Here is a 19,260-nt window from a genome sequence, read left to right on the forward strand (position 1 = left end):
TTTGATTTCTTATCTCAAAAAAGCAGTGCCTTTTAGGCACTGCTTTTCGCTATTAATAACGTGGTATTTTCGTAATTTGTGCCACGCCTGAATCAATAGCTGCTTTCGCTACTGCTTCTGCAACACTTGGAACAACTCTTTTATCTAATGGATTCGGAATTACATAATTCGCATTACGTTCTTCATCAGTAATGATGTTAGCGATCCCATATGCTGCCGCTAATTTCATCTCTTCTGTAATATCAGTTGCGCGCACATCTAACGCACCGCGGAATATTCCGGGAAACGCCAATACATTATTTACTTGATTCGCATAATCCGAGCGTCCAGTTCCTACTACAGCTGCCCCAGCCTCTAATGCATCCTCAGGGAAGATTTCTGGAATTGGATTAGCCATTGCAAACACAATTGCTTTCTCATTCATCGTCTGTACAAGTTCTTTCGTTAATACGTTAGGAGCAGATACGCCAATAAAAATATCAGCTTGGTGAATTGCTTCTTTTAACGTTCCACGCACATGTTCACGATTTGTCTTTTTTGAAACTTCAATTTGTGCTTCGTTCATCCATGTTTCACCTTCACAAACAATACCTTCTAGGCTAACTAGCGTAATGTGCTTTGCACCAGCCTTTAATAATAATTTTCCAATTGCAATTCCTGCCGAACCCGCACCGTTAATAACGATTTTCACATTATCCATTTGTTTGCTAACAACTTTTAATGCATTAATAACAGCTGCTAAAACGACAATAGCTGTTCCATGTTGATCATCATGGAATACAGGAATATTCGTTTCTTCTTTTAATCGTTTTTCAATTTCAAAACAACGCGGTGCTGCAATATCTTCTAAATTAATCCCTGCAAATGTAGGCTCTAAATTTTTTACAAGGGTAACGATTTCATCTACATCCGTTGTGCCTAAACATAATGGGAAAGCATCTACATTCGCAAACTTCTTAAACAAAATACTTTTTCCTTCCATAACAGGCATAGCGGCTTTCGGTCCAATGTTTCCTAAACCGAGTACCGCTGTTCCATCTGAAACAACTGCCACCATATTGCCACGTGCTGTATAGTCATACACTGTTTCTTCATCTGCCGCAATCGCTTTACACGACTCCGCTACACCTGGTGTATACGTCAGGCTTAAATCATCCGCTGAATTTACCTCCACTTTACTTGTAATTTCAATTTTCCCTACTAATTCTTTATGCAATAACAATGATCTTTCATTAATTTGATTTGCTAACATACTTATAATCTCCCCTTAATTTGACAAGCTAGCTATACGAATATAGCTAGCTTGTTTGATCATGAAAACATTTTTAATAATATTGTCGCCGTTACAACCATTGCCGCCCCGCCTAAACGAGTTGAAATTTGCGCGAACGGCATTAATTCCATACGATTTGAAGCCGATAAAATAGCAACATCTCCAGTTCCGCCTAAACCGCTATGACATCCAGTTACAATCGCCGATTCAACTGGATACATCTTCATCACTTTCCCTACAAGAAAACCTGATGCTACCATTGTAAGAACAACCGATGCGCACACAACAACATATCCTACTGAAAGAACTGCTGCTACGTCTTTTAACGGAATATATAGCAATCCTAATCCAACCATTAAAGGCCAAGTTAAATTCTTCGAAATAAATTTATATAAATGGAATGCTCCTTGCTCCATTTTTGCTGGCATTAATTTAAAGTATTTCACAAGTGCTGCTGAAAAAATCATAATGATTGCCCCAGGAATACCGATGAACTTAGAAGCAAATCCTCCGAAGATGAAGAACGTACACGCAATTAATAAACCTGCTCCCATTAATGAGAAGTCAATTGGCTTCTCTGTATTTTGTTCTTTTAATAATTCTGCTTGATTGTCTGTTTTCACTAATACACCGTTACCACTAAGCTCCGGTTTCTTCTCACCTAAACGCTTCATATACCCTGCACTTACAATTGCGAACATATTTCCAATAATAGCTGCTGGAATAAGCTGTGATACAAACGTCGCTGATGATTCATTTAAAATATCACTATAAGCTAGCGACAATGGTAAAATCCCTTCCCCGATACCACCACTCACAATTGGTACGATGATAAAGAAGAATGTGTGCTTCATTTCAAATCCAAATAATGAACCGACCAATAATCCTACTGCTACAGAAGCTAATGTCCCTACTACTAAAGGAATAAACATGCGAACGAAACCTTGTACTAACACTTTACGGTTCATTCCTAAAATACTTCCGACTACTAAACAAGAAATATATAAATATAAAAAGTTCGATTTTTTCATTAACATAGTCGCAGCTTCCATTGAAGCTGGATTCATCCAGTTAAAAAATACAAGTAATGATGGAATAAATAACGAAAGTATTGCTGGACCGCCGATATTTTTTAAAATTGGAATTCTCATCCCAATATCGCCTAAGAAAATCCCCATGATCATAATAACTGCAAATCCACCAATCATATCTGCTGGCAATTTATTATATACAGATGCCCCATAAATAATAGCAGCCAATACTACATATAACGGTAAAGGTATAACACCGATTTTTACATTCATAATTTTAGAAGCGAAAGATTCTCTTTGTACTTCATTTCCTTCAGAAAATGATACCGCTTCCACATTCTTTTGAATTCCCATATGGCACCCCCTCGTTTTCTTAATAACAATATTAAAACGCTTTCAATAGTAAAAATAGTTTTTGTAAGTTTTGTAATTGATTTTGTAATTAAAAAAAGTATAAGCGACTTATATTAAGTCGCTTATACGTAAAACTCTATTTTCTTTTGATCAACACATCTTAATTTACTTACAGGTCTGCCCACATGTTGGTACATCATTTCGTTTTCTAACACCCCAATGTCAGTCAAAAACATTACATATTTTCGAATAGAAACTCTTGAAATTCCAACTAATTGTGCCATTTCATCTGTTGTAAACACTCTTCCATTCAACGACTCGATCTTCTGCCAAATTAATTGCAACGTTTGCTTCGTTAACCCTTTCGGAAGCTCTTTCGTGACAGTAGGCTCCCTTTTTTCTTTTTGTAAAATTAACGAATCTAATTCCGATTGACTAATTTTTTGTTGTTCTTTCATGAAAGTAAGTTTTTCTCGATATATAGTTAATGCCTCTTTAAATCGTTCAAATGTAAATGGTTTAATTAAATAATCTACTACACCATATTGTAATGCTTTTTTAATACTTCCCATATCATGTACAGCTGAAATCATTATAATATCGATTTCTTTTTCTTGGTTCCGGATATACATTAAAAGCTCAAAACCAGTCTCTTCAGGCATAAAAATATCAAGTAATACTAAATCTACTCGTGATTTCTCTAATATTTCGATCGCCGACTTTACTGAGTTAACTGCTTGAACAAGTTCAAATCCTCCTACTTGCTCTAAATAATGCGTATTTAGCATTGCTACCATCGGGTCATCTTCTACAATTAAAACTTTAATCATATTTGCCTCTCATCCCTACCTTTAGGTATTTCAATTGTTATCGTTGTTCCCTTACCTACTAATGAATGCATATGAATTTCCCCATTTATTCGCTGTATACTTTCTTTTACAAGATACAAACCATAACCGCGGTTATCTCCCTTTGTGGAATAACCTTTCGTAAATAATTCCTCTATTTCTTTTTCTTGTATACCTTTTCCCGTATCTTGTACTGTAATAGTTAGTATATCCCCATGTTGTATCTTAACTTCAACTCGCTTCTTTTCACAATTCGTAACTGCCTCTAATGCATTATCAATTAAATTTCCGACAATCGTAATAAGTTCATGAGTAATACTTTCATCATCTATTTCCGGCATATAAGAATCTTCACTTATAATTAATTTTATATTTTTCTCTCTAGCATAGCTGAGCTTACCTAGTAAAAAACCAGCAAATACTGGACTTTTTATTCTTTTCATAACTCCACCAATTTCATATTGATGCTCTGATACCATGCCGCTTATATACTTCTGTAATTCTTCATACTGCTTCATATGTGTAAGCCCTAATACGACATGCATCTTATTCATAAACTCATGAGATTGTGCCCGTAATGCTTCTGCATATAGTCTAATACCAGTTAGTTCCTCTGCTAGTTTTCTAATCTCTGTTTTATCACGAAATGTTGCAATTGCACCAACTATTTCTCCTTTTACATATAAAGGAACTCGATTCGTCACAATCGTAATTCCATAAATATTTTGTTCTTCGTTTAATTGTACTTCTCCCGTTTGCAATACTTCTTTTATACGTGAATTTGGCATATACAACTCAACATCTTTACCGATAAAATCTTCTTCAAGTCCGCTTTTTTTAAATAGACGTTTCGCTTCATTATTAATTAATGTTACTCTAGCCTCTTTATCTACAGCAATAATACCTTCCTTTACAGATTGTAGCATCGTATTTCTTTCTTCAAGAATTTTTGCTATCCTGTGCGGCTCAAGACCGAATAAACTTTTCTTTATATGTCTAGCTAGCAATATTGCTCCTATAATTCCGACTAATACACCAACTCCGACACCAATATAAATGATATGTCTACTTTCCTTAACTCTCTCTTTTACATTATCTGCTGAAATACCAACAGCCACAGCTCCAAGTTGTTCACCTGTTTCAGAAAATATTGGTACAAACACTCGCATGGAAATACCTAAAGTTCCTTCTGCTAACGATACATGTTCTTTTCCTTTCAATGCAGGCCCTTCATCTCCCCCAATAAAATGATGCCCTATTTTTTGAGGATTTGGATGTGACTTTCTTATTCCATTCATATCCATAACTACAATAAACTGAACACCTGTGTTTTGTAATATTCTATTTGTATACGTTTGGATTGCAGAGGTATCTGCTTTCCCAACCAAACCATCGATTACAATCGAATCATTCGCCACAATGTGTGCAATTGTTTTTGCCTTCTCTGCTTGGCTATCCTCCGTCGTCCGTTCTACATTATGACTAATTAATATATCTGTCACAAGTAAAGAAAAAATTACAACTGTACAAACTAACAATGTAATCGTTTTCCATAAATTCCATAGTCTTCTTCTTTTTTTCATCCCGTTAATGACTCCCCTAATTGCTGAATAGAAAAATAAGTAAGGTGATATTATTTTCACCTTACTTATCTGCTGTTATTATACTTTAAATTTACTAGTCATCGCTTGTAGTTCTTCTGCCATCTCAGCTAAGTTTTGCGAAGCTGAACTAATTTCCTCCATGGAATTAACCTGTTCTTCTGTTGAAGCTGCAACACTTTGCATACTAGCTGTATTTTCTTCTGCAGCAGCTGCAATTTCATCAATAGCATTTGTCACTTCATTTGCATCTCCAGCAATTCTCTTCGTTGTTTCTACCATTTGATTAACTTGAGAAACAATATGTGTAGTAGAACTTAAAATTTCCGTAAAACTTACTTTCGTTTTTGTTACAACATCAAGGCCCTGTTGAACTTCTCCATTCACATTATCCATCGCCTTAACAGTATGTTCAATATCCGCCTTAATTTCTGCAATTAAATTTGCAATCTCTCCAGATGACTCTCCTGATTGCTCTGCTAATTTTCTAACCTCATCTGCTACAATAGCAAATCCTCGCCCCTGTTCACCTGCTCTTGCTGCTTCAATAGCCGCATTTAAAGCTAATAAGTTTGTTTGAGTTGCGATGTTTTGAATTGCTTCAGAAATAGCTCCTACTTGCTTTGATTTCTCATCAAGCAGTTTAATAATAGCATCTGACTCGGATACCGACCTAGAAATAGACTGCATTTGTTTTGCAGTTTGTTCAACTAAATCTTCTCCCTCTTCAGCTCTTTCTCGCGCATGTAATGAGGAAATAGAAATTGACTCTGCGCTTCCAGTTACATCTTGAATTGCTGTATTTACTTGTTGCAATGTAGCCGCACCTTCTTCAACACCTTGACTTTGTGATTCAGCCCCACCTGATACTTGTTCCATTGCAATTGTAATTTGATCTGTCGCATCATTTGCTTGCTGTACGCTCGCTGTTAACTCTTCTGCCGATGCTGCAACATGTTCTGCTGAAAAGCTAATTTGGGTAATAACATCTTGTAAAGACGTAGACATTTCATTAAATGAATTCCCTAATTTCCCTATGTCATCCTTGGAATGGATTGTAATTTTCTCTGTTAAATCTCCCTTACTAATTTTATATGCCGATTCAGCTATTTTTCGTAATGGCCTTGTAATAGACTTTGTAATGAAATAAATTAATATACTACCAAATGCAATAGCGATAGCAATGACAATCAAAGTCTTATAAAACACTGGACTGGCAGCTTGGGTAATTTCTTCATCGAACATAACACCAACTACTTTCCAGCCCGTTTTCTCATTTGTTGCAAAGATTAAATTCTTTTTATCATCTTGTTCTGTATAAGACACATTTCCTTGTTTATCTTCATAAATTGGTTTAATCCAAGGATCAGTAACTTTTGCACCTGGTTTTCTAGATGGATGACTAACAATTTGCTTATTTTGATCTAAAATAACTGCATAACCTTTTTCACCAATGTTAATCATTTTGGAAATTTTTAAGATGTTATCTAAGTTTAAATTAATTCCTATAACACCTTTACCATCTTTTACTTCTTTTGCAATTGTCACTACCATATTTTTTGTAGATGCTGACTGATATGGTGCAGTAACAATTACTTTTCCTTTATTTTCATGTGCTTCTTTATACCAAGATCTATCTGTTGGATTATACCCATCAGCCATCTGGATAAATGGTTCTCTTATAAACTTTCCCGTCTCTGTTCCAATATAAATACCTTCTACTTCTGGATGAAGCTTTATATATTGCGCTAACTTCGTTCTTACTATTTCTTCTTGTCCGTTTGGATATGTATCCTCTGTTAAGATGTCTGCAAAGTACGTCGCATCAACAAATTTCTCTTCTATATTTTGAGAAATAACAGTATTTAAAATCGAAATATTCTCCTTTGCTTTAGCTGTCATTTGATGTTCAAAATTTGTTTTGGCAGTTTGATATGAAACACCACCGATAATAATTCCTGGTATAGTTAAAATAATAAAAAATGAAATGATTAATTTTTTATTGATACTCATACATTTAACCCAGTTAAATATTTTTTGCATAATAAGCCTCCTTTATGTAATGTGGATACTTGTGTCATTTTATACAATTAATATATATAAAACAATATATAATGATAACATGTAATTTTTTCGTCAATTATGCATTTTTGCATATTCACTCCTTATACGTATTTTAATCATAAAAATAAGAGAACTTTAGCATTATATATGCTAAAGTTCTCTTATTTCTTAACAGCTTATACTCTATAAAACTTCTCTTATAATCCTCAAATCTTTATCCTTCGCCTTATAGTCATATTACTAAAACTCTTCGTCCTAATTTATTTGACGCTCTTTACATAACTAATTGCCTGACTTCCCATTTGCGCCCATGCCTGTTCAAAGGTTTCTCTCGGTACTTTTACATCTAAGCTACCCTCAAGTGGATCTCGAATATATACAGATTCCTGATCATACCCGATAAGTACAATACAATGTTCATTATACGTAATAGAAACATCTCCACTATTTGTTTCCCATGTAGTAAATTCATCTGCATCTAATGGTGCAAATGTTGCATTTGTGATCATGACTACAGGTTGCCCTGCTTTTATACTCTTATAAATTTCTTCTATATTCTTCCCTGTTAAGTCTACAGCTTTATTAGGTAAATATTTTTCCGCTAACTGAAAAAGTGGCCCATGATATACACCATATCCCGATTCAGAAAATGTATAAATATTACCTACAAATCCTTCATTTGGATTCCCGCGCACACCATCGTCTATAAAATCAACTTTTTTTATTTCATTTGCTAATGTCATCTTATCCACTGAAACACCAGCGTATTGTAACATCATCGCTAAACTCGTCACTTCACAGCCTCTATCCAATTCTGGTAACTGCTGAATTAAGGGAACATTTGATAAGATGACTTTTTCATCGTTATTACTAAACTCCGTTTCTTTTCCTCTTTGTATATTTGAGAATGTTAACTTCTCTACATACTTTGGAATTCCATTTGTATATACACTCCATATTGCTGCACCTAGTAAAGCTGTACATATATACCACTTCAATTTTCTTATCGCTTTCACACCCTTATTAATTCGTTAAATAAGAATAAAATGCGTCAGCATCCGTTCGTACCATCGGTACAAAATTTAGTTCTTTTCCTTTTTCAGGCTGATCTTTTTTTATCTTTTCCGCTAACTCTTGAATATTCATATTCATTTTATCCATATTAAGCTCATCTGCCATTTGTAGCACCTTTTGTTCATTAATTTCTCTTAATATTTGATATATATCTTTACCATACAAATCAATATGATGTTTTTTTGCTTCTTCTTGTACTTTTTGTTCGTACACTTCTTGTGCTAACTCTTCAATTTCTTTTCCTTTTTGAGAAATGTCTAGCTTTTCTGCTTCTTCTCTTACTTTCTTTCCGTAGATTTCTTCCGCGATGTCTTCGATTTCTTTTCCATCTGTCGAAATACCTAATTTATCTGCTTCATCTTTAATTTTAATCGCATTAATTTGAGTAATTAAATCTACAATTGATGTATTCTCTATAGATATACCTAGCTTTAACGCTTCTTGCTTTACTTTTGTTTCATAGATTTCTTCTGACAGCGTCCCAACATCTTTTCCTTCAATCGATATGCCTAACTGCTCTGCTTCCCTTCCTACTTCTGTTTCATGAATTTCTTTTTCTAGTGTAATTTGTTCTTTTCCTTCCGTTTCAATACCTAGTTTCTCTGCTTTTTCTTCTGTATGCACTGCATGTATCTTACCATTGTTCAATTGTTCTTTACTGCGCTGCGTGTAATCTGTCTTTCCTTTTTGTGTTTCAGAAGGAGAGGCACCCCCTAATATACTTAAACTCATTACTCCAATAGTGAATACCGTCATCATTTTCTTTTTCAAAATTAATTCCTCCCTCTTATACTTTCTTTCCCATCATTCCCCTAGTTTTTTTAATACTATACATACATCTCATCGCTGCTTGAGATAACATTATGATTGATAACCCCCACTCACATACACCTAGTCTCTTCTTCATGTAACGAACTTTCTTTATGCCATACATAATATAAATAGTTTCTTAACTTTACCTTAAAAAAAGACGACCCTGTAAAAACAAGGTCGTCTTCTTACTTATATTTTTTGGTTTTTAGGGAAAATCACTTCAAAACAAGTGCCATCTCCCCATTTGCTCTCTACTGATATTTTTCCGTAATGCTTTTCTACAATCCAATTTGCGATTGAAAGACCTAATCCAGCTCCTTCTGACGTACTTCTTGCTTTATCCCCTTGATAAAAACGATCAAATAATTTCGGAATATCTTCTTCTTTCACTCCTATCCCGTCATCTTTCACCTGTATGCGAATTGAACTACTCGTTTGCGTGCAATCAATTTGAATATGCCCACCTTCGTTTGTATACTTCATCGCATTATCTAACAGTATGACCATCATTTGATGAATCCGCTCTCTATCAGCCATAAAAGATACACCACGTTCTACTTTTAGCATCATTTCTTTTTCTTGATAAGAAGCAATCTCTTTATATGGAGCTACTATTTCTTCTAACAATTTATCAAGTTCAAATGTTTTCTTATCCATCTCAATTTGATTAGAATCAGAACGTGCTAGCAATAATAAATTACTAACGAGTTTCGATAACCGCCTACATTCTTTTGAAATTGTAGAAATATCCATCGCTTTTTCTTCTATCGTAGCGGATGGTGACTGGAATAAAACATCCGTTTTTGATTGAATAACTGCAAGTGGTGTCCTGAGTTCATGTGATGCATCAGAAACGAATTGTTGCTGTTTCTCCCATGAACTTTGAATAGGTACAAGTGCTCTACCAGCTAGGAAAAAGCCAATACCTATCGCACAGAGGCTTCCTATGCTACAACCTATAACGAGAATTAAAAATAAAGTATTTAACATTCCTTCTTCCGCTGTTATATCTCGCACGATTTGAACTATTTCTCCATCTTTTTGAAGCGAAAATGCTCTAAAATATCGTCCTTGTATTTCAATATCTTGTAACTCCTCTAATTTTTCGGGAGAAAAACTTTCCAAATTCTCTTCAAAAATAGAACGGAATTTACGGTTATCGCCCTCTATTTTCACTATTTTTCCATTCCAAGTTATTCTAGTTACTCGCGGATCTCCAATTTGGATATTCTCCATGCGTTTTCTTGGTGGTATTTTAACATCTAATTTTTCTCTATACTGAGCCATCATTTTTATAGATTGATCCACTTCATTATAAATACGCTTATATGTGTATGAATAAATAATACTACCTAATATACCTATTAATAGAATAAATACTAATGAGTTCACTATAGTCAAACGAATGCGTGTTTTTTGAAACATACTTCCTTTTTTCATTGTTCTTTTAATATATATCCAATACCTCGAACGGTTTGAATATCTTTCTGATAACCGAATGGTTCTAATTTTTTACGCAAATGATGCACATATACTTCTACAATCGCTACTGTAGTATCTGAATCAAATCCCCAAACACGATCAAAAATTTGTTCACGCATTAAAATCTTCTCGCTATTTTGAATGAGATACTCTAGTAGCTCATATTGTTTCAATGTCAACTTAATACTTTGTCCATCTACTTGAACGTCTTTATCTTTTCCGAACAATTCAATCCCTTTATAACGAATTGTTTGCTGCGTTGTTAAACTACCACTTCTGCGTAGTAAAGCACGAATTCTCGCTTTTAATTCAGGGGCCTGAAATGGCTTAACAATATAGTCATCTCCACCAAAGTCCAATCCCTTCACCCGATCTTCTAAAGAATCTCTCGCTGTCAAAAACAGGACTGGTGTTTCAATCTTTTCATCTCGTATTTTTTGAATCACTTCAAATCCGTCCATCCCTGGCATCATCACATCCAGCAAAATTGCATCATATATATTTTGAAGAGCTAAAAACAATCCATCTTCTCCATTTATTGCCGTATCTACTTCAAATTCATCACGTAAAATTTGTACGATAGACTCTAATAACGAAGCATTATCTTCTACTACAAGTAAACGCATGCTCTCACCTTCCATCAAATAGTTCAATTCTATTTATTATTACATTTCTTCTCTTTATAACAAAAGAATGTAGTTATATTACGTAATTTCATTTTTAACTATTTCCTTCTAAAATTTTGAAGTTTTATTATAAAAACTTTGTCTTAAATTTAGCTTAATAAAAAATTGAAAGAAATAAGATTCCTCTTATCTCTTTCAATTTTTTATTACATATACCTTTTTACTCGGCAACTCTAAACAATTTAGCTGACCGCCATACACAGCCCCGCCATCAATCCCAATAATACGATTACTACCAAAATACACTCCGCAATCCTCACTACCATGAAGCGTTTTTGTTTCCGTATGCCCAAATACAACAACCTTTTCACCGCTATATCCATTATGAAATTCATTACGGATCCACATTAATGTATATGGTTCAGATTCAGAAACTCGTTTCATCGGTTCAACCCCAGCATGTACAAATATATACTCTTCTGTTTCAATGTAATGATCTAATTCTTGAATAAACTTTATATGTTCCTCTAATACACGAGAGTGTAAAATCGGTTTTTGGAAGTCTTTCTCATTAACCGCAATATCTTCTTCTACAAATCCATAGCTATATAATGTCTTATCTCCACCATTTCTTTTTACCCAATGGTTCCATGAACGTTCCTCATTTGTCGTTAACGCCTTAATCATCATATCTTCATGATTTCCTTTTAAAATGAGTGCTCCCTCTTTTTTCAATTCTCTTACCTTTTCAATTACAGCACGCGCATTTGGACCACGATCTACATAATCTCCCAGTAAGATTAATTGATCCTGTTTCGCATCATATTGAGCTTCTTCCAATAACTGTTCGAACTTTTCTATCTCTCCATGAATATCACTAATAACAAGAATTCTTTTCATATTATCCCCCCTCTTTCTAATTATAGTTCAAAACGACAGAAAGTTCAGAATTGAAATCCCGCATTAACGGGCAGTAAGCCCTCCACTGATTACAGTTTCACTTTATTACAAACTAAACTATTATCCTTACAACAATGTAAGTCTCTTGTCATCCAATTCGATAGTTGTAATTACTGTATTTCCTTATACTGAGAGTAAGAAATGAAACAAAAAATAAGGAGAGATGAGAGATGAAAAAAGTAATGGAAGTTGTAGTAGCGGTAGTAGAGGTTTTCGTAAATGGTAAACAAGTCGCAATGGAGTTAAATAAATAATGAAAAGGACAACATTCACTCTAGACCCTTTACTCATATAAAAGAGATAAGACTTCATCATTTCTTTGATCCCTTATCTCCCTATAAAGAAAGCCGTATCCCTTTTAAGGATACGGCTTTCTCTTATTTTTGACTCGTACGAGCTGAAATGCTAATTGCTCTATCTGTTGCTTTGGCAGCTTCATCTAACGCTTCTTTACTATTCTTCCCGTCATACATCGCTTCTAATGCTTTTACAACTGCATCTCGTGATTCTGGGAATACACTAATTAAAGCCCCTTGTGTTGCTGGAGATTGCTTCGTCGCTTGCAATTGATCTACTGTTACTTTCAACTGTGGATATTTTTCATATTGCTCTTTTACTAATGGCTCATTATATGCATCTGGATTAATTGAGAAATAACCTGTTGCAGTATGCCATTTTGCTTGTACGTCTGGCTTCGTTAAATATTTCATAAAGTCCCAAGCACCTTGTTGCGTTTCTTCTGAAACCATATTCGTCATCCATAATGATGCTCCACCAATAACAACACCATTTTGTTTCGAATCCTCTGGATACGGAATATATGAAACACCTACATTAAACTTAGATGCATCGATTAAATCACGAACACCTGCTGAAGAATCTAAATACATAGCAACTTGTCCAGATTGGAACGCGGCACGAATATCATCCCAACTTGCTCCATACTTTCCAAGGGCGCCAGCCTTATTTAAATCATCTAACATTCCAAATACTTTCTGTCCTTCTTTACCGTTGAATACCGCCTTCTTTGCAGCATCCTTACGACCGTTTTCGTTATCTACATATAAAGCACCTTGTGTCGCTAACAATTCTTCAAAGAACCAACCGTAGTTAAGCATGGAGAATCCATATTGTTTTACATTTCCGCCTTCTTTAATCGTTAACTTTTTCGCTGCTTCTTGTAATTCCGCATATGTTTTTGGAGCTTTCTCTGGATCTAAGCCCGCCTTTGCGAAAGCATCTTTATTATAAATTAATACTGGTGTAGATGAATTAAATGGCATAGAATACATTTTTCCATCAACTGAATAATAATTTGTAATTGCTTTTTCTAATTTTGACGTATCGTACTTATCTTTTTTTATCCAGCTATCAATTGGTGTGATTTTTTTACTATCAATCATATATTTCGTTGTAATTTCACTCGATTGAACAAGAGCTGGCGCTTCTTTCGTTGCAGACATCGTTCTAAATTTCGTTAAAGACTCTTCATATGTCCCTTGGAACTCTGCCTTTATCTCATATTTATTTTGCGACTTATTATAGTCTGCAACAAGACCATCTAATACTCCTTGTGTTTTTCCACCCATCGCATGCCAGAAGCGAATTACAGTTTTATCACCATTTTTTTCAACTGGTGCTACTTTTGCCTGTGCTTCAGGTTTTCCCTCTGTTTTACTATTTGAACAAGCTGCACTAGATAATGCCATTGTTGCTACCATTAATAGAGCAGCACCTTTTTTAACTAGACTCATTTAAATCCCACCTTCTCTTAGTTATTTAATTGCACCTTTTGTTAATCCTTGTTGTAATTGCTTTTGCCCTAAAAATAGTAAAATCAATGTTGGAATAACGATAACCGTAACACCGGCCATCACGCTTCCCCAATCAGTTGCAACTTCTTGAGACTGAAGCTGCTTTACACCGATTTGCACTGTTCTTACTTTTTCATCAGTGGTCACTAAAAGTGGCCATAAATACATATTCCATGTTGTTAAAAAGCTATATACTCCAAGCGTAATAAAACTCGTTTTACAATACGGTATTACAACGCTGAATAAAAATCTTATATTTCCAATCCCTTCAATAAAAGCAGCTTCTTTCAGTTCATTCGGGAGTGTCATAAAATGTTGGCGTAACAAGAAAATACCGAAAGCTGTTGCAAAAAACGGCACTGTCATCCCGGCGAAACTATTGATCCAGCCAAAGTTTTGAATCGTTAAAAAGTTAGGCACCATCGTTGCTTCCCACGGAATAAGCATCGTTGAAATAAACAGGAAGAAAATTAAGTTTCTCCCTTTAAACTGAAGAAAAACAAAAGCATAAGCTGCTAAACTTGATACGATAAGTTGTCCAATCATAACGACTGTCGATACAATTAAACTGTTATATAAGTATGTAAAAAGCGGTACTTTTTGAAAAATATTAATGAAATTATCAAAAGTAAACTGGGTCGGAAATAACCTTCTCATTTGAATATCGTCTGGTGTCATAAAGCTTATTAAAAATGCATACAGTACAGGAAAAAATACCATCACTGCACTAATAATGAGTAGCATGTATAATAGGAAATTTTGTTTCCACTGTTTAACAATCATTTATAATGCACCTTTCTCTCAGCAAACTTAAATTGAAGTAATGTAGCAACGAAAATGAAAACAAATAATACCATCGCTTGTGCACTCGCTGTTCCAAATTGATGATTCACAAACGCCTCTTTGTAAATCGAGTACACAATTAAATTCGTTGCATCATTTGGTCCACCGTGCGTTAAAATATCAATTTGTCCAAAGCTTTGGAACGCACTAATTAATGTTACTGTTACAATAAAGAATAAAGTTGGTGATAGCATCGGTAATGTAACACGGCGAAGCTTATATAAATAACTAGCGCCATCTATAGATGCACTCTCATATAAAGACGTATCAATATTTTGTAAACCACCTAATATAACTAAAAATGCAAAACCTGTATTCACCCAAACTGTTGTAACTGATACAGAGAATAGTGCCCAGTCCGGACTCGTTAACCATGCGATTGCAGGAAGGTTCATAGAGGCTAATATATTATTAAATAATCCTACACTTGGATGAAATAAAAATAGCCAAATCACTGCACTAGCAGCTACTGATATTCCCATCGTCGAAGAAAACAGAACTCGGAATAACCCAATACCTCTTACCTTTCCATTTGCAATCAATGCAAGAAACAAAGCAAATATAATACTCGTAGGAACTGTATATAAAACAAATAATAAAGTTGATTTTATACTTTTGTAGAAGGCTGGATCAGAGAATAAATATTGATAATTTTCTAAGCCAACGAAAAGATTAGCTTCTCCATGTATATCGGTTAAATAAAAACTATAATAAATCGTCCTAAACAATGGATAGAACAGAAAAATCGAAAATAGCAAAATAGATGGCGCCAAAAACAATAATCCTATTCTTAAATCTTTCGTTCTCTCCCATAATTTTTTCTTTTTTGACACCTTTGTTTGAACTGGTAACTTACTTACTTCGATCATTATTTCGCCACCACTTTCAACTCTTCTTCAGCTACCACTTTTAAGCGTTCATTCGTGTTTTCGTTAAAGAAGCATAACTTTTCTTGCGAGAATAATAATTTTACTTTGTCACCTTTGTTCAGGAGTAACTGTCCGATAACTTTCGCACTCCAAGTTGTTCCATTTACCGCAAAGTTCAATATAGATTCATTCCCTAATACTTCTACAGATTGCAACGTCACTTCTTGTCCCTCCTCAGACAGTGCAATATGCTCAGGGCGCATGCCTATGCGAATTGTTCCTTCTGGTAATTGCTTTAACTGTCTAATAGATAATGGAATTTGCAATTGTCCTATATGTAATACACCTTTTTCTTTATTTACTTCCCCATCATTTATATTCATAGAAGGAGAACCTATAAAGCTTGCAACAAATTCGTTTGCTGGTTCGTTATATATGTTAAGTGGTGTTCCAACTTGCTGTATACTTCCTTTATTTAAAACCATGATACGATCACCCATAGTCATCGCTTCTATTTGATCGTGGGTAACGTAAATCATCGTAATTCCTAATCGCTGCTGAATTTCTCTAATTTCAATTCTCATTTGCGCACGTAATTTCGCATCCAAATTCGAAAGTGGTTCATCCATTAAACAGATTGGCGCTTGACTCACAATTGCCCTGGCAAGTGCAACACGCTGTCTTTGTCCGCCTGATAATTGGCCTGGTTTCATTTTCACATACTCTTTCAGTCCTACCATTTCAATAGCTTCCATTAATCGCTTTTGTCGCTCTTCTTTTTGTACTTTTCTTACCTTAAGTCCAAATAAAATATTTTCTTCTACAGATAAGTGTGGATATAATGCATAATTTTGAAATACCATTGATAGATTACGGTCTTTCGGCTCTAGATCATTTGCAACACGTTCATTAATAATTAAATCTCCTGAAGAAATCTCTTCTAAGCCAGCGATCATTCGTAATAATGTGCTTTTCCCGCATCCCGAAGGTCCAACTAAAACAAAAAATTCACCCTTCTTAATATGAACCGATACGCCTTTAACCGCTGTCTCTTCTGCATTTTTATATACCTTTGAAACATTTTTCAATTCAATCACAAGGTTGCACTCCTTTTTTCTTCTTGTATCCATACTTCATAATGACTTGTTGAAATCGCACTTGCTCCTGCACGAATTGCAATTTCCGCATCTTCTCGCGTTTGAATCAGCCCTCCTGCAATAATAGGAAACTCTATTTCCTCTACTAGTTGCTTAATAATAGAAGGCATAATCCCCGGCATAATCTCTACTGCATTTGGTTTAGTCGTTTTACAATTTTCAATTGATTTAGTAAGAGATAAAGTATCTACAATAAAAATACGTTGAATTGTTTTCAATCCAATTTTATTAGCATTTCGAATTGTTGAACCCTTTGTTGAAATAATACCTTGTGCCCCGATAACATCTTGAATATACAAAAGCGCTTCCTCTGTATTCGTATTTAAGCCTTGTATAAAATCACAATGAAGAAATACATCATGTCCATGTTTCTGCAATTCATATACACGCTCTGGTAATTCCAGCATTGAACCAGTCATAAGAAAAACTGTTTTCGGCAATTTTTTGTATGCTTTGTATCCTTTCCAATCCTTTATCATCGCAATATAAGGTTCTTTAAACATTTATTCCACCTAACTGTTCTATTTTTATCCAAACTAAAAACACCTACTTACATAGAACGCCTTTCTCCTTATTTGAACTCTAGGGAATAGAGCACACCTAAGAAAGTGGCACATTATATGTAAGTGGGTGTTCTCAAATGTTCTCTACCCTAGTTATTTTGTTACCTTTACTATATTACGCATTTATTAAGTCAGTTTTGATAGATTGTTAATTAGGTGTTAATCGAATGTTAATATTCACCATATCATTATTTACATTAATCTAGATATTAAAATATAAATAAATAGAACGAAACAATACTTAAAATTCAATCAATATGTAAATTCATTCCATAGTTAATGATTTTTAGTTTGCTTGCCACTGCTTGCAAACTAAAGTTATCCCAAGCAGTACTATAAAGTGGAATGCGCCTTTTCTCTTGTATTGATATGGCCTAGGCTGTAACAACATCAGTACCATATCCGTTCCCTTGAAACTCAGCTAAAGTTTCCACACTTGCCTCAGCAGCTACGGGCGTACTTCTGGCACTGCAACAAACAGAAACTACTTTTTCATTTTTTACAATTGCCAAATAAGGTTGCCTCCTTATTTACTCCATTTACCATCCATTCATAATCTATTTTTCATGTTCAAAATAAAAATCCCATTCAAATACACATTACTGAATCCATCATACTAACTGATTTCTTCATTCTGTCTATCTAAATGGGATTATTTTTCGTTTTTTACTCTACTGGTTGTTGTGGCTGTACTACTTCATTCGCTCCAGCTACCCTCAACATATTTACAATATCTTTAAAACCTCTTTTTTCAGCGTATTGCAGTGGTGTCAGATGTTCCTTGTTAGCCATGTTTACATCTGCACCGTGATCAATAAGTAATTGAATTACTTTCTTATGGTTTTCACTACCATTTCCTAATACAATTGCTTCTAATAACGCTGTTCCACCACGTTCATTTTTATAATTCACATCAATATCTGTATGCTCTAATAATTCTTTAACAACCTCTACATGGCCACGCTCAGATGCAGAAATAAGTGCTGTCCCACCTGACCTAGTCGTTTCTTTCGTATTAACTCCTGCATTAATTAATACTTTTACAATATCCGTATATCCTTCTCTACTTGCATAAAGAAGTGGATTACTTTTTTTCTCATCTTTAATTTCAATATTAGCACCTGCACCAATTAATGCTTTAACTGTCTCTACATGATTTTGGTACGTCGCTGCAAGGACAGGCGTTTCTCCGTTGTCACCTTCTACGTTTATATTCGCTCCATCCTGAATCAACTTCATAGCTGTCTCTGTGTCTCCAAGAGTAGCTGAAAGTAACAACTGTTTGTCCATTAAATTTATACTTTTCTCTTCTTTAGATTCTTCCTGTTCTTTATGCTTCTCTTTTTTCTTCTCATTTTTCACATGAACCGGTTTCGATTCTGGTTCTTCTTGCTTATCACAAGCCACTACCGTCATTAAAAGTCCTAATAAAATACATAATAAAATTTTTTGTTTTCTCACAACTACAGCTCCTATGAAAGATAATGTTTTCTTAACCATTCCTCCATCACATACAATAACTCTTCTTGAGTACATTTATCCATAAGCCCTTTAGATTCCTTCTTTAATCGGATTATCTTAAGCTTATACTATGTTTCTCAACCTATTGAAATGATACGCCTGATGGCCCCATCATTAACATTATGAAGCAATTAGTTTAGCACGTTTTTACCGCATTTGTATACATTTCTAAAAAGTACATAAAGTGAAACTTTAATTAGTGGGGGTTTTGTTCATCCACCACTAATTATTAGCCCACACCAGTTGGGCTTTTACGGGCAGCCCGACTCCACCTAACTTCTTTGCTTTCACTAAATTTTGAGGTGGGGATCTTACCGCCCGTTAATGCGGGATAAATGATTGCTTTAGGTTACTATATTCCATTGTA

The 19,260-nt window shown here is 34.7% G+C and carries 16 protein-coding genes and 2 pseudogenes; all 18 read right to left on the reverse strand.

Going from position 1 to position 19,260, the window contains the following annotated elements; translation table 11 throughout:
* Window positions 1-52: 52 nt before the first annotated feature.
* The 18 genes and pseudogenes from ACTFRU_RS25685 to ACTFRU_RS25770 all read right to left on the reverse strand — a co-directional run bounded on the left by ACTFRU_RS25685 (window position 53) and on the right by ACTFRU_RS25770 (window position 18,908).
* On the reverse strand, window positions 53-1,252 hold the full coding sequence (locus ACTFRU_RS25685) for an NAD(P)-dependent malic enzyme (RefSeq protein ID WP_000880780.1): 1,200 nt from the start codon (window positions 1,250-1,252) through the stop codon (window positions 53-55).
* Between the two features lie 59 nt (window positions 1,253-1,311).
* Window positions 1,312-2,658 (reverse strand): 2-hydroxycarboxylate transporter family protein, encoded by a 1,347-nt coding sequence (locus tag ACTFRU_RS25690; protein WP_000512722.1) that lies wholly within the window; start codon window positions 2,656-2,658, stop codon window positions 1,312-1,314.
* A gap of 122 nt (window positions 2,659-2,780) precedes the next feature.
* Window positions 2,781-3,488 carry a response regulator gene (locus ACTFRU_RS25695; RefSeq protein ID WP_000598666.1) on the reverse strand — a complete coding sequence of 236 codons (708 nt, stop codon included), beginning with the start codon at window positions 3,486-3,488 and terminating at the stop codon, window positions 2,781-2,783.
* A complete protein-coding gene (locus tag ACTFRU_RS25700; RefSeq protein WP_000747345.1) occupies window positions 3,485-5,089 on the reverse strand; it encodes a sensor histidine kinase in 1,605 nt (534 codons plus the stop codon). The genes ACTFRU_RS25695 and ACTFRU_RS25700 overlap by 4 nt, the downstream gene beginning before the upstream one ends.
* 78 nt (window positions 5,090-5,167) lie before the next feature.
* On the reverse strand, window positions 5,168-6,115 hold the full coding sequence (locus ACTFRU_RS25705) for a methyl-accepting chemotaxis protein (protein ID WP_433846465.1): 948 nt from the start codon (window positions 6,113-6,115) through the stop codon (window positions 5,168-5,170).
* Window positions 6,107-7,150 (reverse strand): annotated as a pseudogene (locus ACTFRU_RS25710) (cache domain-containing protein); the annotation flags it as partial. The gene ACTFRU_RS25705 and the pseudogene ACTFRU_RS25710, both read right to left, overlap by 9 nt.
* 281 nt (window positions 7,151-7,431) lie before the next feature.
* Window positions 7,432-8,187, reverse strand: coding sequence for a C39 family peptidase (locus ACTFRU_RS25715; RefSeq protein ID WP_002023225.1), 756 nt, complete (start codon window positions 8,185-8,187; stop codon window positions 7,432-7,434).
* A gap of 7 nt (window positions 8,188-8,194) precedes the next feature.
* Window positions 8,195-9,016, reverse strand: coding sequence for a hypothetical protein (locus ACTFRU_RS25720; protein WP_000728587.1), 822 nt, complete (start codon window positions 9,014-9,016; stop codon window positions 8,195-8,197).
* Window positions 9,017-9,247: 231 nt separating this feature from the next.
* Window positions 9,248-10,498, reverse strand: coding sequence for a sensor histidine kinase (locus ACTFRU_RS25725; protein WP_000715832.1), 1,251 nt, complete (start codon window positions 10,496-10,498; stop codon window positions 9,248-9,250).
* Complete coding sequence (locus ACTFRU_RS25730; protein WP_053565530.1) at window positions 10,495-11,166, reverse strand: response regulator transcription factor; 672 nt, start codon at window positions 11,164-11,166, stop codon at window positions 10,495-10,497. The genes ACTFRU_RS25725 and ACTFRU_RS25730 overlap by 4 nt, the downstream gene beginning before the upstream one ends.
* 195 nt (window positions 11,167-11,361) lie before the next feature.
* Entirely contained in the window at window positions 11,362-12,066 is a 705-nt protein-coding gene (locus tag ACTFRU_RS25735) for a metallophosphoesterase family protein (protein WP_000821975.1), read from the reverse strand.
* 437 nt (window positions 12,067-12,503) lie between these two features.
* Entirely contained in the window at window positions 12,504-13,880 is a 1,377-nt protein-coding gene (locus ACTFRU_RS25740; protein ID WP_000060602.1) for an ABC transporter substrate-binding protein, read from the reverse strand.
* A 21-nt stretch (window positions 13,881-13,901) separates the two neighbouring features.
* A complete protein-coding gene (locus tag ACTFRU_RS25745) occupies window positions 13,902-14,723 on the reverse strand; it encodes a carbohydrate ABC transporter permease (protein ID WP_000635946.1) in 822 nt (273 codons plus the stop codon).
* On the reverse strand, window positions 14,720-15,652 hold the full coding sequence (locus ACTFRU_RS25750; protein WP_000573797.1) for a carbohydrate ABC transporter permease: 933 nt from the start codon (window positions 15,650-15,652) through the stop codon (window positions 14,720-14,722). The genes ACTFRU_RS25745 and ACTFRU_RS25750 overlap by 4 nt, the downstream gene beginning before the upstream one ends.
* Window positions 15,652-16,749, reverse strand: a complete 1,098-nt coding sequence (locus tag ACTFRU_RS25755) for an ABC transporter ATP-binding protein (protein WP_000571390.1) — start codon at window positions 16,747-16,749, stop codon at window positions 15,652-15,654. Before ACTFRU_RS25755 ends, ACTFRU_RS25750 begins: the two co-directional genes overlap by 1 nt.
* Window positions 16,746-17,312 carry a glycerol-3-phosphate responsive antiterminator gene (locus tag ACTFRU_RS25760; protein ID WP_000472003.1) on the reverse strand — a complete coding sequence of 189 codons (567 nt, stop codon included), beginning with the start codon at window positions 17,310-17,312 and terminating at the stop codon, window positions 16,746-16,748. The genes ACTFRU_RS25755 and ACTFRU_RS25760 overlap by 4 nt, the downstream gene beginning before the upstream one ends.
* A gap of 308 nt (window positions 17,313-17,620) precedes the next feature.
* Window positions 17,621-17,896, reverse strand: a pseudogene (locus ACTFRU_RS25765) (GNAT family N-acetyltransferase); the annotation flags it as partial.
* A 142-nt stretch (window positions 17,897-18,038) separates the two neighbouring features.
* A complete protein-coding gene (locus tag ACTFRU_RS25770) occupies window positions 18,039-18,908 on the reverse strand; it encodes an ankyrin repeat domain-containing protein (RefSeq protein WP_000287336.1) in 870 nt (289 codons plus the stop codon).
* Window positions 18,909-19,260: the final 352 nt, after the last annotated feature.

Origin of the sequence: Bacillus cereus group sp. MYBK220-1, from assembly GCF_051916445.1 — a bacterium.
GTDB lineage: Bacteria > Bacillota > Bacilli > Bacillales > Bacillaceae_G > Bacillus_A > Bacillus_A cereus.

Coding starts and splice junctions, on each gene's coding strand:
- ACTFRU_RS25685 (WP_000880780.1), bottom strand. CDS start 1,252: ATGTTAGCAAATCAAATTAATGAAAGATCATTGTTATTGCATAAAGAA.
- ACTFRU_RS25690 (WP_000512722.1), bottom strand. CDS start 2,658: ATGGGAATTCAAAAGAATGTGGAAGCGGTATCATTTTCTGAAGGAAAT.
- ACTFRU_RS25695 (WP_000598666.1), bottom strand. CDS start 3,488: ATGATTAAAGTTTTAATTGTAGAAGATGACCCGATGGTAGCAATGCTA.
- ACTFRU_RS25700 (WP_000747345.1), bottom strand. CDS start 5,089: ATGAAAAAAAGAAGAAGACTATGGAATTTATGGAAAACGATTACATTG.
- ACTFRU_RS25705 (WP_433846465.1), bottom strand. CDS start 6,115: ATGTCTACGTCTTTACAAGATGTTATTACCCAAATTAGCTTTTCAGCA.
- ACTFRU_RS25725 (WP_000715832.1), bottom strand. CDS start 10,498: ATGAAAAAAGGAAGTATGTTTCAAAAAACACGCATTCGTTTGACTATA.
- ACTFRU_RS25730 (WP_053565530.1), bottom strand. CDS start 11,166: ATGCGTTTACTTGTAGTAGAAGATAATGCTTCGTTATTAGAGTCTATC.
- ACTFRU_RS25735 (WP_000821975.1), bottom strand. CDS start 12,066: ATGAAAAGAATTCTTGTTATTAGTGATATTCATGGAGAGATAGAAAAG.
- ACTFRU_RS25740 (WP_000060602.1), bottom strand. CDS start 13,880: ATGAGTCTAGTTAAAAAAGGTGCTGCTCTATTAATGGTAGCAACAATG.
- ACTFRU_RS25745 (WP_000635946.1), bottom strand. CDS start 14,723: ATGATTGTTAAACAGTGGAAACAAAATTTCCTATTATACATGCTACTC.
- ACTFRU_RS25750 (WP_000573797.1), bottom strand. CDS start 15,652: ATGATCGAAGTAAGTAAGTTACCAGTTCAAACAAAGGTGTCAAAAAAG.
- ACTFRU_RS25760 (WP_000472003.1), bottom strand. CDS start 17,312: ATGTTTAAAGAACCTTATATTGCGATGATAAAGGATTGGAAAGGATAC.
- ACTFRU_RS25770 (WP_000287336.1), bottom strand. CDS start 18,908: ATGTACTCAAGAAGAGTTATTGTATGTGATGGAGGAATGGTTAAGAAA.